The sequence below is a fragment of the Brevibacterium sp. W7.2 genome, assembly GCF_018137945.1.
GTDB classification, from domain to species: Bacteria; Actinomycetota; Actinomycetes; order Actinomycetales; family Brevibacteriaceae; genus Brevibacterium; species Brevibacterium sanguinis.
On the sequence record NZ_CP073089.1, the window covers coordinates 446,120 to 460,032 of the forward strand.

Consider the following 13,913-nt stretch of genomic DNA (forward strand, 5'->3'; position numbering starts at 1 on the left):
GTGACGGACAGACCTCGAGGCGGCCTCGTCGGGCTCTGCATCGCCGAACTCGTCTGCTGGGGACTCCTCTACTACTCGCTGCCCGTTGCGGTCACCCCGATCGCCGCGGACACCGGGTGGAGCGAGACGACGGTGACGGGTGCGCTGACGATCGGCCTCATCGTCTCGGCGGTCGCCGGGGTGCGCGTGGGACGACTCCTCGACGCGCACGGACCGCGGACGATCATGGCGACCGGCACCGGCATCGGCGTCGCGGCACTCCTGCTCGTCGCGGTGTCACCGAACCTGCCGGTGTTCTACCTGGCGTGGGCGCTCGCGGGCTTCGCTCAGGCGACGACGCTCTACCCGCCGGCGTTCGCAGTCGTCACCCGCTGGTACGGCGCGCAGCGCGTCAAACCGCTGACGATGCTCACGCTCGTCGGCGGTCTCGCCTCGACCGTGTTCGCGCCGATCATCGCGTGGCTCATCGGCGCCGTCGGATGGCGGCCGACCTACGTCGTCCTCGCGGGCATCCTCGTCGTCATCGCCCTGCCCGTCCAGCTCATCTTCCTCAACGCACGGTGGACCGACGACGCGGCCGCGCGGTACCAGCGCCCCTCCCGTTCCGAGATCCGCACGGTCACCCGCAGCCCGCGCTTCATCATCCTGCAGACAGCCGTGGCGCTTGCGACGTTCACCCTCTTCGCGGTGACGATCAACATCATCCCCGTCCTCATCGAACGCGGCGCCGCCTACGGTCTCGCGGCGATCGCGCTCGGCCTCGTCGGCTTCGGACAGGTCGCCGGCCGCTTCGGATACCCGAGCATCGAACGGCACACGAGCGCACGCTCCCGCACCGTGCTCCTCTTCGCCGCCGGAGCAGTGGGCCTGTGGCTGCTCGCACTCGTGCCAGGACCGCTCTGGCTCATCATCGGCATCGCGATGATCACCGGCGGCATCCGCGGCTGCATGACGCTCTTCCAGGCGACGGCGGTCTCCGACCGGTGGGGCACCGCGAACTTCGGGGCCGTCAACGGCGTCTTCGTCGCCCCGATCACCGTGGGCACGGCGCTCGCCCCCGTTGCGGGCCCGGCTCTGGCCGACCTCCTCGGCGGATATTCGCTCATGGCCATCGCCATGGCGGCACTCCTCACCGCCGCCACCGCCCTGTCGGCGCGGACGTGAGCGTGCGTCGCGGTGCCATGCCCCGGAACAAGCGGTGCTCCTACGACGGAGGGGGCAGGAGCGATATGTGAGGTGCCGGACCAGCCAGCGACCACGTACGTGAAACGTGTAAAAAAACTGCCGAAATCTTTACACGTTCCACTGACATGGAAACTCGCTTGACACATAGCCGGAGGCACGCAGGGCGGCAGCAGCCCAGTGACTCGGTCGACGATCGCATGCGGCCGACAAGCCTCCTCACCGCGTGTGACGCACAACCGCTCCTGTCGCCACACTCACAGTTCCGCGACTGTGGCTCCGGTCTAGACTGACACCAGCAGTCCACGCCTCGCACCGGGGCAGATGCCAGAGCTCCGGTGCTCGTGTTTCCACGGAAGGAGCACCATGCCCACCGTCGCCAGAAACATCGTCGACACGCTCGTCGCGAGTGGGGTCAAGCGCGTCTACGGAATCCCCGGTGACTCGCTCAACGGATTCACCGACGCTCTGCGCGTCAATCCCGAGCTCGAATGGGTCCATGTCCGCCACGAGGAGGGCGCGGCGTTCGCCGCCAGCGGCGAAGCCGCCCTGACCGGTGAGCTCGCCGTGTGCGCCGGCAGCTGCGGTCCCGGCAACCTCCACCTCATCAACGGTCTCTACGACGCTCAGCGCTCCCGCGTCCCGGTCCTCGCGATCGCCGCGCACATCCCGAGCGAGGAGATCGGCTCGAACTACTTCCAGGAGACCCACCCGACGGAGATCTTCCGCGAGTGCAGCGTCTACGCCGAACACGTCGCCCACCCCTCGCAGATGCCGCGCCTGCTGCGCATCGCGATGCGTGAGGCCGTCGAGAAGCGCGGCGTCGCCGTGCTCGTCATCCCCGGCGACGTCGGCCTCGCCGACATCGACGCCGCAGCCGAGGAGATCAGGTTCTTCCCCTCGCACGTCACTCCGGCCGAACCGCTCATCGAGGACGCGGCCGCCGCCCTCAACCAGAGCAAGAAGGTGGCGATCCTCGCCGGTGCCGGCACCGAAGGCGCCCACCCCGAGCTCCTCGCGATCGCCGACGCCCTCCAAGCGCCGATCGTCCACACGATGCGCGGCAAGGAGTTCGTCGAGTACGACAATCCCTACGACGTCGGGATGACCGGTCTGCTCGGCTTCTCCTCCGGCTACCATGCCCTGAAGTCGTGTGACACGCTGCTCATGCTCGGCACCGACCTGCCCTACCAGCAGTTCTACCCCGACGAGGCGACCGTCATCCAGGTCGATGTGCGCGGGTCGCAGATCGGCAAGCGGACGAAGGTCGACATCGCGCTCACGGGCACTGTCGCCGACACCGTCAATGCCCTGCTGCCGCTGATCAGGACGGGCCGCAGCAGCTCGTTCCTCAAGACGGCGACGAAGCACTACGCGAAGACCCGCAAGGATCTCGACGAACTCGCCACGCCGTCGAAGCGGACCATCCATCCGCAATATCTGACGAAGCTCCTCGACGAGGCGGCCACCGACGACGCGGTGTTCATCCCCGACGTCGGCTCACCCGTCGTGTGGGCGGCCCGGTACCTGACGATGAACGGCAAGCGCCGCCTCATCGGCTCCTTCAGCCACGGGTCGATGGCCAACGCCTTGTCCCAGAGCGTCGGTGCGCAGGCCGCCTACCCGGGGCGTCAGGTCATCGCGCTGGCCGGCGACGGCGGCCTGGCGATGCTGCTCGGCGAGCTCATCACCCTCACGCAGAACGACCTGCCCGTCAAGGTCGTCGTCTACAACAACTCCTCGCTCAACTTCGTCGAACTCGAGATGAAGGCGGCCGGGTTCGTCACCTTCGGCACCGACCTGGAGAATCCCAACTTCGCCACCATCGCCGAGGCGGTCGGCATCAAGGGATTCCGCGTCGAGAAGTCGAAGGACCTCCCCTCGGTCGTCACCGAGTTCCTCAACCACGACGGGGCTGCGGTCCTCGACGTCACGACCGAGCGCCAGGAGCTCTCGATGCCGCCGTCGATCACCGCCGAGCAGGCGAAGGGCTTCGCGCTCTACGCCATCCGCACGGTGCTCTCGGGCAAGGGCGACGAACTCATCGACCTCGCACGCACGAACGTCCGGCAGCTGTTCTGAGGACCGGAGGCGCCGCAGGTCGGTGAGACCGCGCGGTGCCGGCAGCAGCGGCGGCGACGACGTTGCGGCGGCGACGGCGTTCCGGCGGCGGACCTGCAGAGTCGAGGACGCAGAGTGTCGATTTCCGATTCGGATTTCGACACTCTGCGTCCTCGATTTCTCGCTGAGGGTGCCTTTCGCGACCTGCGAGGGGTGGTGTGCCGCTCCGCGGGTGGTGTGCCGCCCCGCGGATGGTGCGACAGAGGTGCGGTGTGCCGCGGGGTGCGCCGGGTCAGACCGGGTAGGCTGCCAGCGCCGAGGCGGTTGCCAGGGCCGCGGTCATCGCTTCGTGGCCTTTGTCCTCGCGAGAGCCCTCGAGGCCCGCGCGGTCCCTGGCCTGCTCGTCGTTGTCGCAGGTGAGCACTCCGAAGCCGACGGGCTTGCGGGAGTCGAGGGCGACCCGGTTCAACCCATCGGTCGCCGCCGAGCACACGTAGTCGAAGTGCGGGGTGCCGCCGCGGATGACGACGCCGAGGGCGACGACGGCATCGAAGCTCTCGATGACGCGTGCGGCGGCGACGGGCAGTTCGAAGCTGCCGGGGACGCGGATGAGCGTCGTCGTCGCGTGTGCCTCCGCGGCCGCGCGCTCGGCGCCGGCGACGAGCCCGTCCATGACCTCCGTGTGCCAGGACGCTGCGACGATCGCGACGTTGAGGCCGGTGGCGCCGAGGGTGATGTCGGGTGCTCCGTGATGTGCCATGGGTGATGCTCCTCAGTGGTGGGTCTCGATGTGGTGAATCGGCTGGTGGTGAGTCGAAAAGTCGTGAGTCGGGCCGGTGATGACTCGGCTGGTCGTGAGCCGGGTCAGTGGTCGTTCGGCGGTCGGCTGCCGTGCCGACGATGGTGCGGTGCCGATGCGGGGGCGCTCAGCACGCGAGGTGGAGCGTGTGGTGCATGCGGGTGCGCTTCGTCTCGAGGTACTTCGAGTTCTCCGGCCGTGCCGGGATCTCGAGCGGCACGACCGCCTCGACGGTGATTCCGAGGTCGGCCAGCGCCTGCGTCTTCGCCGGATTGTTCGTCAGCAGACGGATCCGCGTCAGCCCCATCTCGGTGAGGATCGCCGCAGCCGCCCGGTAGTCCCGGGCGTCGTCGCTGAGCCCCAGTTCGAGGTTCGCATCGACGGTGTCGAATCCGGAGTCCTGGAGAGCGTAGGCGCGGATCTTGTTGCGCAGTCCGATCCCGCGGCCCTCGTGCCCGGTGAGGTAGATGACCGCCCCGCCGTCCTCGGCGATCGTCTGCAGCGCCCGATCGAGCTGCTCACCGCAGTCGCAGCGATGCGATCCGAAGACATCCCCGGTCAGGCACTCCGAATGGACGCGCACGAGGGGAGCGGGGCTCTCCGGCGCACCTGCAGGGTCGTCGTTGTCGAGTCCGGTGTAGACGCCGAGGTGGTCGAGCCCATCGACGGTGAACGCCCGTGCCGTGAAACGGCCGTAGCGCGTCGGCAGCGGAACCTCTCGGGAGGCCTCCGCTGTCGTTTCGGGTCCGACCGGCCCGAGCCCCACAGTTCCGACCTCGGCCGCCGCGGCAGCAGGACCGTCGGTGCCCTCACCATCCTCGTCGAGGTAGGCGATGAGCTGTTCGATCGAGACCATGACGAGCCCGTGCGCATCGGCGAACTCGCGCAGGGCGTCGAAGCGCATCATCGAGCCGTCGTCGTGGACCACCTCGGCGATCATCGACACCGGACGGGCCCCGGCGAGGCGCGCGAACTCGACGCCGGCCTCGGTGTGGCCGGGCCGCTCGCGCACTCCGCCGTCCTTCGCCACGAGCGGGAAGACATGACCGGGGCGGGTGATCGCGGCCGGGTCGGGGGTCTCGGCGGCGAGCACCCGGCCGGTCAGCGCACGTTCGGCCGCGCTGATGCCCGTCGTCACTCCGACGGCGTCGCAGCTGATCGTGTACGCCGTGCCCTTGGGGTCCTCGTTTGCGGCGACCATCGGCGGCAGGTCGAGCGCGGCCGCCCGCGCGGCCGACATCGGAGCGCACACGACGCCCGAGCTGTGCCGGACGATGAAGCCCATCGTCGCGGCGTCGGCGAACTCCGCGGCGATGATGAGGTCGCCTTCGTTCTCGCGGTCCTCGTCATCGACGACGACGATCGGGCGGCCCGCGGCGATCTCGGCGATCGCGCGGGAGATCGTGTCGAGTCCGGCGGGGGACTCGCCGAGCGGTGCAACGGACTCAGTCATGATCGGCTCCTTGTGGTGCAGGGGTGGTGACAGGGGTGGGAATGGTCTTTGACGACGCCGAGGCGGCAGGGGCGGCGAAGGCGAGGAGTCGCGCGGTGTACTTCGCGATGACGTCGACCTCGACGTTGACAGGGTCGCCGACGCGGAGGCCGCCGAACGTCGTGTGCGACAGCGTCGCCGGGATGAGACCGACCTCGACCCAGGCGAGCGAGGTGCCCTCGGCGACCATTCCCTCAGGGGCTGCGGCCGGCGGCGGGACGGCCTCGGAGACTGCCGTGAGAGTGAGGGAGACGCCGTTGAGCGCGATCGAGCCCTTGACCGCCGTCAGCGGTGCGAGGTGGGCGGGGATGCCGATGCGCAGGGTCGTCCACTCGGCGTGGTCGGTGCGGGCGATGACTTCGCCGAGGCCGTCGACGTGGCCCTGGACGATGTGCCCGTCGAAGCGACCGGCCGCCGGGGTGCAGCGCTCCAGGTTGACCGGGTCGCCGGGAGTCAGCGACCCGAGCCCGGTCAGTCGCAGGGTCTCACCCATCACCTCGGCGACGAAGGTGCCCTGTCCTGAGGCAGAGGGTTCTGCGGCGGGGGGCTCCCCGGACACGTTGTCGCCCCCGGCTGAGCCGATGCCGCCCCCGGCGGAGGCGACCCCGCTCCCGGTGGCCGGCTCGACGACCGAGGTCAGGCACACGCCGTTGACGGCGAGCGATCCGCCCGGCGGCAGATCGGCGACGACGTCACCGGCGGCGATGGTGAGGACGGCCGAGTCCTCGTGCGTGGTGAGGTCGACGACGGTGCCGATGCCCTCGATGATTCCGGTGAACACGGGTTCCTCCTGTGGTCGCAGCGGGTGGTGGACGGCGAGCGGGGCGCTCATGGGCTGCTCGTCGTGAAGTGGAGAAGGACGTCGGGCCCGAGCACGGACACCGCCGGGACCGCGGTGTCGTCGGGGATGAGGCCGACCGCCTCGGCGAGGGTGGGGATGTCGAGACCGCGGATGCTCGGAAGGCCCTCACCGAGGATGAGCGGGGCCTGATAGCAGTACACCTCGTCGACGACGCCGGCGGAGAAGAATGCACCGAGCACCTGCGGCCCGCCCTCGATGAGGAGGTGCCGGATCCCGCGGGCGGCGAGCTCGGCGAGCACGACGTCGACCTCGCGGGTGCGCACGTGGATGGTGGCGGGGTTGGTCGCCAGCGCTGAGTCGGATGCGAGGTCGCGCAGGCCCATGACGACGGGGATCGGCTGCGGGTCGAGGAGCTCCCCGTCCTCGTCGCGGGCGCTCAGCCGCGGATCGTCGTCGGCCGCCGTGCCGGTGCCGACGAGGATCGCGTCGACCTCGGTGCGCAGACTGTGCGAATGGATGCGGGAGGCCGCCGAGGTGATCCACCGGCTCGTGCGATCCGCGGCGGCGGCCTTCCCGTCGAGGCTCTGGGCGAGCTTCGCCGTGATGAACGGACGCCCCTGCGCCGTCGCCGCTCGCCAGCGGGCGTTGAGGTCGGCCGATTCCTCGCTGCCGAGGCCCGAGCGGACCCGGACCCCCGCCTCGGCGAGGAGGGCCCCGCCGCCCCCGGCGGGTTCGGTCGTATCGGAGAGGGCGAAGACGACGTCGGGGATGCCGGCGTCGAGGATCGCCTGCGTGCACGGTCCCGTCCGACCGGTGTGCGCGCACGGTTCGAGCGTGACGAACAGCGTCGAGGTGGTGAGATCGATGCCGTGACGGTGGGCCGCGGTGATCGCGTCGACTTCGGCGTGCGGGGTGCCGGCGCCGAGGTGGCGGCCGGTGACGATCTGTCCGTCAGCGGCGCGGATGGCGGCTCCCACCAGGGGGTTCGCGCCTCGGCGACCGTCGCGGGCAGCGGTGAGCGCGGCGGACATCGCCGCGTGATCGTGGGCAGGTGCGCCCATGAGAAAACCTCCCGAGCCGATGCCGGGAGGGAGGAGCGTGCGGGTGCAGCCATCGCGGTTCACGGGCGTCTGCCTGGTGCGCCTGCCGGCGCTGACACGACGACCGCGGCCGCCATGTTCCTCCCATCCAGACTCTTACTGTCGGTCTCGGAATCTCACCGAGTCAGCCGATCGCGTTCGACGCGTTCGGGTCGCGGACTGTCACCGCCGGCACGGAATTTCACCGTCCCCGGAACATGTTGGGATCAGGCTAGCACGCCGCCGACCGGTGGTCCTATGGCGTCCGTCACGTGGACCCGGCCCTGCGGGGCGGCAGGAGGGACCGCAAGCACGGGACGCGTTTGCGCAGATATATAACCTAGGTATATACATGAGTTATGGAAGATGTGGATCCGGACGAGCTCGTCAAAGGTCTCGTCGTCGTCTCCCTGCGCCTGACCAGGGCGTTCAGGAGACTCATCGGCAATGAGAGTGAGCTCGTCACCCTGCGCGCGCTCGCCGTCGTCGAGCAGTATCAGCCGGTGCGCGTCGGTCACTTCGCGCAGGGCTACCTCAGCTCGCAGCCGGCGGCGACGAAGCTCCTCGCTCGGCTCGAGGACGACGGGCTCGTCGTCAGAGAGGCGAGTCCCACCGATCGCCGGGCGTCGCAGTTCTCGCTCACGGATGCCGGTCGGTCCCGACTCGCGGTCAACCGCGAGATCATGATCGACCAGATGGTGCCCTACTTCCAGGCCCTGACTCCGGAGGACCGGCTCAGCGTGCACCGGGCACTCCTGCTCGTCGGCGACTACCTGCACAACGAGCACCCCGTCGACACCGACGATGCCCCCGACGGATCCCCATCAACCGATACCGGCAGCACCAACGGAAAGGACACACGGTCGCAGAGATGAGAGCAGCAGACGGAGACACCACACAGGACGAAGCGAAGCAGGGATCCATCCTGCGCCAACCGAAAGCAGTATGGGCGGTGGTGTTCGCGTGCATCATCGCGTTCATGGGCATCGGCCTCGTCGACCCGATCCTTCCCGCCATCTCACGTGAACTCGATGCCAGCCCGGCGCAGTCGATGCTGCTCTTCACGAGCTACCTCTTCATCACCGGCGGCATGATGTTCTTCACGAGCTTCATCTCCTCGCGCATCGGTGCGAAGACGACGCTGCTCATCGGACTCGTCCTCATCGTCGCGTTCTCCGCGCTCGCCGGGCTCTCCGGCAGCGTCGACCAGATCATCGGCTTCCGCGCCGGATGGGGTCTGGGCAACGCGCTCTTCATCTCCACCGCCCTGGCCACCGTCGTCGGGGCCGCCGCGGGCGGTGCGGACAAGGCGATCATCCTCTACGAGGCCGCGCTCGGCGTCGGCATCGCCACCGGTCCGCTGCTCGGCGGCGTCCTCGGCGGAATCTCCTGGCGCGGACCGTTCTTCGGCACCGCAGTGCTCATGGCCATCGGCTTCATCGCCATCCTCGTCCTGCTGCCGAACTCGAAGACCGGCGGACAGGCGCTGCGGACCTCGGCCGAACCGGTCAGCCTGAGTGCGACCTTCCGTGCGCTCGCCCACCCCGGTGTCGGCGTCGTCGCCGTCGCCGCCCTGCTCTACAACTTCGGCTTCTTCATCCTGCTCGCCTACAGCCCGTTCCCGGTCGAAGCCGCCGCGGCGGCGGCCGGCATCGAGAACTTCGGGGCGATGGGCCTCGGCTACGTGTTCTTCGGGTGGGGCATCTGCCTGGCGATCACCTCGGTGTTCGGCGCACCCCTGCTCACGCACCGCCTGCGGAGGCGCAAGAGCCTCATCACCGCTCTCGTCGTGCTCGCCGTCCTCCTCGTCGTCATGTCGTTCCTCGCCGAGTCGTTCATCGGGCTGATCATCTGCGTCATCGTCGCCGGGCTCATCCTCGGTGTGCTCAACACGGTGTTCACGGAATCGGCGATGGAGGTCAGTGATCTGCCGCGACCCGTCGCCTCTGGCTCGTACTCGGGTGTGCGCTTCCTCGGCGGTGCGGTCGCCCCGATCGTCGCCGGTGCGGTCTCCGAGTCGGTGGGGGCCGGCGCCCCCTACCTCTTCGGTGCTGCGGCGGTCGTGCTCTCGATCCTCGTCCTCGCCTTCGGATGGAAGGCTCTGCGCCGGATCGACGGCCACATCGACGAATCCCCGGTCGATGAGGCCTACGCCATCACCGGCGGAGACGCCTGACCCCTCGCAGTTCCCGGACGGTCCACGCCGTCGTCGCCCATCGCCTGAGAGGCCACCGCCGCCTCTCCGGCGATGGGCGACGCTTGTCTGTGGCAGATCCGAAACACGATTTCTCCGTCATTCATCGCAGCCGGGTGTAAGAATGGTGAGAACAAGGCGCCCGTCACCGCGGCGGCGCTTCACCCCTCGACCAGGAAGCCATCATGACTGACGACGCGAACAACGCCTACGGGTCCGGTGCGGAGAATGCTCCCGGCGCCGGATACGGAACGGGAGCTGCCTTCGGAGCCGACCTCGATGGCGCCAAGAGCCCCGACGATCTGTCCCGCCCCCTCTACGGAGCGACCTTCGGCCAGGCCGTCCGTCGCTTCTGGAAGAAGTTCTCGGTCTTCTCGGGCCGAGCCTCCCGCAGCGAGTACTGGTTCGCCTACCTGTTCCAGGCTCTCGTCATGCTCATTCCGGCAATCCTGTGGATCGTCGGCCTGTCGATGACGGCTGCGACGGCGGCGAGCAGTTCGTACTCGCCCTACGGCACGCCGACGGCCGAGCCGAATCCGGCGGGCGCCACGCTGGCCCTGATCGGCGGCATTCTCCTCTTCATCATCGCCCTGGCGTTCCTCGTCCCCAACCTGGCGATCAGCTGGCGGCGACTCCACGACGCCAACCTCGCCGGACCGTTCTGGTTCCTCAACTTGATTCCCAGCGTCGGCAGCCTCATCGTCCTCGTGCTGATGATTCTGCCGTCGAAGCCGGAAGGTCGACGCTTCGACACCTGAGCCGGACCCGGTTTCGCCGAGCGGCCGGTCTGCGCAGGATTCCCTCCTGCGCAGACCGGCCGCTTCGCTGTGCGGGTCTCGGTCATAGTGTGTCCTTGGAGACATCTGCCGGCATGATCTGGCCGATTCCCAGCTTCGAGTCGTATAGTTACTTACTGGTAACATTCCGCGGCAGCATCCGCCGCACCAATCGCCATAGAACCAAGGCCGCATGTTTGCCGTAGTGTGCTGACAAGCAGGCAACGCGGTCCGCTGGCATCGGCATGATCGAACGACGCTTGCGAGACATGTGAGGGAGCAGGACAATGCAGAGCGATTCGCACACGCTCGCGGCCCCGACCGAGGTCGACAGCGCGGCAGTGACCCTGCGCGACTGGGGGATGTCGGGCAAGCAGGGCCCGGTGTTCTCCGACATCGATCTCACCGTCGCCAGTGGGTCGCTGGCGATCATCCGCGGAGCGGCGGGCTCCGGCAAGACCTCCCTGCTGCTGTCGATCGCCGGGCGGATGCGCGTCGACACGGGCGAAGGCCACGTCTTCGACCTCAACATCCGCAGACAGGCCCGCGCGGTCCGCGAAACCGTGTCGATCGGGCACGTCGCCGGACTGACGGACCTCGAGAACGACTTCACGGTCGCCCAGCACATCGCCGAACGCCTCATCATGCTCCAGCCCTGGTACAAGCCGTGGGTGTCGAAGAAGTCCCTGCGTGAGGTCATCGACGTCATCAAGGAGACCTTCGACTCCGCCACCGAGGTGATCGGCCGCCTCCCGAAGGACACCTTCACCTCGAGCGACGCCAAGAGCGCTGACTTCCTCGTCGACGCCGACGGCGATACCTTCGTCTCCGAACTCAGCGAGCTGCAGAAGTTCCTCCTCGAGTTCGGTCTCGCATCCCTGGCGCAGAAGCCCGTCATCGTCATCGACAACATCGACTTCCTCCGGGAGCGCGAGGACCGGGCCCGCGCGTGGGCCGCTCTGCTCATCTACCAGGAGCTGCGTCGGGAGCGGGACCCTGAGAAGCCGCTGACGCTCATCGTCACGTGCGAGGACTCCTCGGACATCGATCTCGCCTTCGACCAGCTCTCCACCCAGGTGCATCCCGCCTCGGTGACGGAACTCAATCTGACCCCGCAATCCTCCTGACCTCCGCTCCACAGGCCTGGCAGATCCCGGTCTGCGCTCGACCTTCGGCACCACAGATTCTTGTGAAGGTGATTCTTCGATGTTCTCCCTCCCCTGGCTCGAACTCACTCGGTTCAAGCGGCACACGATCACGCGTCTGGCGATGATCGTCGTCGCCGTCATTCCCGCGATCTACGGCGGGCTCTACCTGGCCTCGAACTGGTCGCCGACGGACAACATCGACCGACTCCAGGCCGCTGTCGTCAACGAGGACACCGGTGCGGAGAAGCCGGACTCCGACGGCGAGAGGCTCAACGCCGGCGATGAACTCGTCGACAAGATCACCCCGAAGGGCGAAGGCGGTTTCGACTGGCAGGAGACCTCGCTCCAGGAGGCCAATGAGGGCCTCGCCGACGGCACGTACTTCGCGATCCTCGAGATCCCCTCGAACTTCTCGCAGCGCCTCGTCTCCACCGGCGGTGACGACCCCGAGCAGGCAGGACTCGAGCTGCGCACCGATGATGCGCACAACTTCATCGTCGGGCAGCTCGCGGGCACGGTGCTCTCCCAGATCAAGGCGGGACTCAACGAGACGACGACAGCCGAGTACGTCTCCCAGGTCTACGTCGGCTTCAACGACATCCAGTCCTCCATGGTCAAGGCCGCCGATGGCGCCTCCGACCTCCATGACGGCGCCGTCGAACTCCATGACGGGTCGGGAAAGCTCGCGAAGGGCGCGCACGATCTCGACAAGGGCGTCGGCGATCTCCAGAAGGGGATCGGGGACCTCGACGACGGTGCGGGCAAGCTCGCGAAGGGTGCCGGGGACCTCGAGAACGGTGCCGACACTCTCGCCACGGGCACGGGAGATGCCGAGACCGGGGCGAAGAAGCTCGCCAAGGGCGCCGGTCAGGTCGCCGACGGCACGAGTCAGCTGCGCGGCGTCGCCGACGATGCGACCGACAAGGCGGAGGATCTCAAGGGCAAGGCCGACGACCTCGTCGAGAGCGCTCGACCGAAGCTCGACGATGCGGAGAAGGACTTCGAAACCGCGCGGACCTCGGTCCGCGGTGACGTCGCCGATCGCATCGATCAGCTGGAGAAGGACTACCCGGACGATCCGAACGTCCAGAAGCTCGCCGAGGAGGTCGGCACCTTGGGTGACGACCTCGACTCCGCACATGAGCGGGCCTCGCAGGCCGCCGATGACGCACGCGGGCTGGAGAAGCCGGTCAAGGATGCCGTCGACGGGGTGATGCAGAAGATCCGGGACGCTGACAAGAAGATCGGCGAACTCGACGACGGGGCGCAGCAGGTCTCCGACGGTGCCGACGATCTCCATTCCGGTCTCGTCAAGCTCGACAAGGGTGCCAATGACCTCGCCAAGGGCGCCGGCGACCTCCATGACGGCGCCGTCGCACTCAAGGACGGGACGGCGAAGGCGAAGGACGGCGTCGGCCAGCTCAAGGATGGGTCGTCCCAGCTCGCGAAGGGCGCGACCGATCTCGATGAGGGCGCGGGCAAGCTCGACGACGGTTCGGGTGAGCTTGCCGACCAGCTGACGAAGGGCGCCGAACAGATCCCGACGTATGACAAGGAGGATCGCGAGAAGCGCTCCGATGTCGTCGCTGTGCCCGTCGACGCCGAGAAGGTGAAGAACAATGCCGTGGGCACATACGGCGAGGGACTGGCCGCGTTCTTCATCTCACTGGCCCTGTGGATCGGCGGCATGATCACCTACATGGTGCTCAACGCGATTCCGTACCGTGCGCTCGCCTCGACGGCGAAGTCGAACCGCATCGCGTGGGCCGGCTACGTCCCGGGTCTCCTCTTCGGCATCGCGCAGGTCGCCGTGCTCTACGGCGTGCTGTGGTTCGCCCTCGACTTCTCGGCCGGCGCGTGGCTGGGCACCCTGGTGTTCTCGATCCTCATCGCGGCGAGCTTCCACGCCGTCCATCAGCTCTGCGTGGCAGCGCTCGGCGGTGTCGGCAGGCTCATCGCGCTCGTCCTGCTGATGATCCAGATCGCCTCGGCGGGAGGCACCTACCCGGTGCAGACGGCGCCGGAGATCTTCCAGATCATCTCGCCGTTCCTGCCGATGACCTACGCCGTGACGGGTCTGCGCACCCTCATCGCCGGCGGAGACATGATCATCGCCGTGCAGTCAGCCGCCGTGCTCCTGCTCATGACGGGGATCTGCCTGCTCGCGACCGTGCTCGTGTGCAGCCGCAAGCGGATGGTCACCCTCACGCAGCTCCACCCGAGCCTGTCGCTCTGAGGCGGCAGACCACGGAGAGGCAGTCAGCAGTGAGCCGGACCGCAGTGCGCCAGACCGGGCTGCGCTAGACGGCCTTGCGCCAGACAGCGGTGTGCCGGACCGCGGCAACCTAGGCCGCGGCCTGCGGCGACCAGCGCGTCGAGC

11 protein-coding genes and 1 riboswitch are annotated in these 13,913 nt (G+C 68.2%); of the genes, 7 read left to right on the forward strand and 4 right to left on the reverse strand.

Annotated features, from left to right (window positions below; translation table 11 throughout):
* Both J9315_RS01930 and poxB read left to right on the forward strand, forming a co-directional pair.
* Positions 1 to 1,164, forward strand: a complete 1,164-nt coding sequence (locus J9315_RS01930) for an MFS transporter (RefSeq protein ID WP_198499797.1) — start codon at positions 1 to 3, stop codon at positions 1,162 to 1,164.
* A 384-nt stretch (positions 1,165 to 1,548) separates the two neighbouring features.
* Complete coding sequence (poxB, locus tag J9315_RS01935; protein WP_198499796.1) at positions 1,549 to 3,264, forward strand: ubiquinone-dependent pyruvate dehydrogenase; 1,716 nt, start codon at positions 1,549 to 1,551, stop codon at positions 3,262 to 3,264.
* Positions 3,265 to 3,535: 271 nt separating this feature from the next.
* Here poxB and ribH read toward each other — a convergent pair whose 3' ends face one another.
* The 4 genes from ribH to ribD all read right to left on the reverse strand — a co-directional run bounded on the left by ribH (position 3,536) and on the right by ribD (position 7,397).
* On the reverse strand, positions 3,536 to 4,003 hold the full coding sequence (gene ribH, locus J9315_RS01940) for a 6,7-dimethyl-8-ribityllumazine synthase (protein ID WP_198499795.1): 468 nt from the start codon (positions 4,001 to 4,003) through the stop codon (positions 3,536 to 3,538).
* Between the two features lie 166 nt (positions 4,004 to 4,169).
* Positions 4,170 to 5,495 (reverse strand): 3,4-dihydroxy-2-butanone-4-phosphate synthase, encoded by a 1,326-nt coding sequence (gene ribB / locus J9315_RS01945; RefSeq protein WP_198499794.1) that lies wholly within the window; start codon positions 5,493 to 5,495, stop codon positions 4,170 to 4,172.
* Positions 5,488 to 6,366, reverse strand: coding sequence for a riboflavin synthase (locus tag J9315_RS01950; RefSeq protein ID WP_232623729.1), 879 nt, complete (start codon positions 6,364 to 6,366; stop codon positions 5,488 to 5,490). Before J9315_RS01950 ends, ribB begins: the two co-directional genes overlap by 8 nt.
* Entirely contained in the window at positions 6,363 to 7,397 is a 1,035-nt protein-coding gene (ribD, locus tag J9315_RS01955; protein ID WP_232623728.1) for a bifunctional diaminohydroxyphosphoribosylaminopyrimidine deaminase/5-amino-6-(5-phosphoribosylamino)uracil reductase RibD, read from the reverse strand. The genes J9315_RS01950 and ribD overlap by 4 nt, the downstream gene beginning before the upstream one ends.
* Before the next feature lie 111 nt (positions 7,398 to 7,508).
* Positions 7,509 to 7,638: riboswitch (FMN riboswitch) on the reverse strand.
* 136 nt (positions 7,639 to 7,774) lie between these two features.
* On the opposite strand from ribD, the gene J9315_RS01960 reads away from it, so the two are divergent.
* The 5 genes from J9315_RS01960 (at position 7,775) to J9315_RS01980 (ending at position 13,769) form a co-directional block, all read left to right on the forward strand.
* Complete coding sequence (locus J9315_RS01960) at positions 7,775 to 8,290, forward strand: MarR family transcriptional regulator (protein ID WP_198499793.1); 516 nt, start codon at positions 7,775 to 7,777, stop codon at positions 8,288 to 8,290.
* The gene (locus J9315_RS01965; RefSeq protein WP_198499792.1) at positions 8,287 to 9,591 is read left to right on the forward strand and encodes an MFS transporter; all 1,305 of its coding nucleotides are present in this window, start codon (positions 8,287 to 8,289) and stop codon (positions 9,589 to 9,591) included. The genes J9315_RS01960 and J9315_RS01965 overlap by 4 nt, the downstream gene beginning before the upstream one ends.
* A 203-nt stretch (positions 9,592 to 9,794) precedes the next feature.
* The gene (locus J9315_RS01970; protein ID WP_198499791.1) at positions 9,795 to 10,367 is read left to right on the forward strand and encodes a DUF805 domain-containing protein; all 573 of its coding nucleotides are present in this window, start codon (positions 9,795 to 9,797) and stop codon (positions 10,365 to 10,367) included.
* Positions 10,368 to 10,672: 305 nt separating this feature from the next.
* Positions 10,673 to 11,512 carry an ATP-binding cassette domain-containing protein gene (locus tag J9315_RS01975; RefSeq protein WP_198499790.1) on the forward strand — a complete coding sequence of 280 codons (840 nt, stop codon included), beginning with the start codon at positions 10,673 to 10,675 and terminating at the stop codon, positions 11,510 to 11,512.
* A 79-nt stretch (positions 11,513 to 11,591) separates the two neighbouring features.
* Entirely contained in the window at positions 11,592 to 13,769 is a 2,178-nt protein-coding gene (locus J9315_RS01980) for a YhgE/Pip domain-containing protein (protein WP_198499789.1), read from the forward strand.
* The last annotated feature ends 144 nt before the right edge of the window (positions 13,770 to 13,913 follow it).